Source organism: Amycolatopsis sp. SID8362 (genome assembly GCF_010550475.1).
GTDB lineage: Bacteria > Actinomycetota > Actinomycetes > Mycobacteriales > Pseudonocardiaceae > Amycolatopsis > Amycolatopsis eburnea.
In genome coordinates, this window is the sequence record NZ_JAAGNB010001154.1 from 1 (window position 1) to 2281 (window position 2281).

Consider the following 2281-nt stretch of genomic DNA (forward strand, 5'->3'; position numbering starts at 1 on the left):
TCCGCCGGGCGCTCGCGGACGCGCGGCTCACGCCGGCCGAGATCGACGTCGTCGAGGCGCACGGCACCGGCACCGAGCTGGGCGACCCGATCGAGGCGTCGGCGCTGCTGGCGACGTACGGCCAGTCGCGCTCCGGCGCGCCGCTGTGGCTGGGCAGCGTCAAGTCGAACATCGGGCACGCGCAGGCGGCGTCCGGGGTGGCGGGTGTCATCAAGATGGTCGAGGCGCTGCGGCACGGCGTGCTGCCGAAGACGCTGCACGTCGACGAGCCGTCGCCGCACATCGACTGGGCGTCGGGCGAGGTGGAGCTGCTCACGGAGGCGCGCGCCTGGCCCGCGGGGGAGCGGCCGCGGCGGGCGGCGGTCTCGTCGTTCGGGGTGAGCGGCACGAACGCGCACGTGATCCTGGAGGAGGCACCGGAGGCTCCCGCTCGCACCCCGAGCCAGGCAGCGGGGGTGGTGCCGTGGGTGCTGTCGGCCAAGACCGGGAGCGCGCTGCGGGCCCGGGCGGCGCAGCTCAGCGGGATCGAGGGAGACCCGGCGGACGTCGGGTTCTCGCTGGCCACCACGCGGACCGTGCTGGAGCACCGCGCCGTCGTCCTCGGGGACGGGGACGAGCTGCGGCGCGGGCTGGCCGCGCTGGCCGCGGGCGAACCGGACCCGGCCGTCGTCGAGGGGACGCCGTCCGGCGCGGGCGGGGTCGTGTTCGTCTTCCCCGGCCAGGGCTCGCAGTGGGCCGGGATGGGGCAGGAACTCCTCGACACCGAACCGGTGTTCGCGGCCCGGATGGCCGAGTGCGCGGACGCTCTCGCGTCCCATGTGGACTGGAAGCTCTTCGACGTCCTGTCCGACGAAGCCGCGTTGCAGCGCGTCGACGTCGTGCAGCCCGCGCTGTGGGCGGTGATGGTCTCACTGGCCGCGGTGTGGCGCGCCCACGGCGTCGAACCGGCGGCCGTGCTCGGGCACAGCCAGGGCGAGATCGCGGCGGCGTGCGTCGCCGGTGCACTGTCCCTTGAGGACGCCGCCATGGTCGTCGCGGTGCGCAGCCGGGAGCTGCTGCGCCTGGCCGGCGGGGGCGGCATGGTGTCGGTGGCGCAGCCGGTCGCCGCGGTGACCGCGCGGATCGAGGGCACCGGGCTGGCGATCGCCGCCGCCAACGGGGCGAACTCCGTCGTCGTCTCCGGGCCGGCCGACGCGCTCGAGCGGCTGCTGGCCGGGTGCGAAGCCGACGGCGTCCGCGCCCGGCGGATCCCGGTCGACTACGCGTCGCACTCCGAGCAGGTCGAAGCCATCGAGGAACGGCTGCTCGAAGTCCTCGCGCCGGTGCGGCCGCGGGCGGGGGAGCTGCCGTTCTACTCGACCGTCACCGGCCGCCCGGCCGACCCCACCCAGCTCGACGCCGGCTACTGGTACTGCAACCTCCGCCAGACCGTCGAGTTCGAGCAGGCCACCCGCAAGCTGCTGGCCGACGGCCACGGCGTCTTCGTCGAGTGCAGCCCGCACCCAGTGCTGGCCACCGCCGTGCAGGAGACGGCGGAGGACGCGGGCCGCGAGGTCGTGGCGGTCGGTTCGCTCCGCCGCGACGACGGCGGCCGCCCGCGGATGCTGCGGTCGATCGCCGAGGCGTTCGTGCGCGGCGTGCTCGCCGACTGGGCGACGGCGTTCGAGGGCGCGCACACGGTCCCGCTGCCGACCTACCCGTTCGACGGCGACCACTACTGGCTCCCGGCCACCGCCGCCGTCGCGGACCTCGGTTCGGCGGGGCTGGCGGCGGCGGGCCACCCGCTCCTCGGGGCGGCCGTCGAGCTGCCCGACGACGGCGGATTCCTGTTCACCGGACGGCTTTCAGCGCGGTCGCACCCGTGGCTGACCGAGCATGCCGTGCACGGCACGGTCCTGCTCGTGGGCACGGCGTTCGTCGAACTCGCGCTGCACGCCGCCGCGGAAGCCGGCTGCGCGGAAGTGGAAGAGCTGGCGCTCGAAGCCCCGCTCGTGCTGCCGTCAGACGGCGCGGTGCTGCTCCGGCTCACCGTCGGCGCGGCCGGGGACGACGGCCGCCGGGCCCTCACGCTGCACTCCCGGCCGGAAGACGACCTGCTCGGCGAGTGGACGCGGCACGCCGCCGGGTTCGCCGCACCGGGCGACGTCGTCCCCGTGGCGGGTCTCGCGTTGTGGCCCCCGGCGGACGCCGAGCCGGTGCCGCTCGACGACGTCTACGGGCGCGCGGCCGAGCGCGGGTTCGAGTACGGGCCGGTGTTCCAGGGGCTGAAGGCGGTCTGGCG

Annotated in this window: 1 protein-coding gene; it reads left to right on the plus strand. The window is 75.9% G+C overall.

Annotated features, from left to right (window positions below; translation table 11 throughout):
- A partial coding sequence (locus G3I65_RS35575; protein ID WP_160699974.1) for a type I polyketide synthase occupies positions 1 to 2281 on the plus strand: 2281 nt, incomplete at both ends.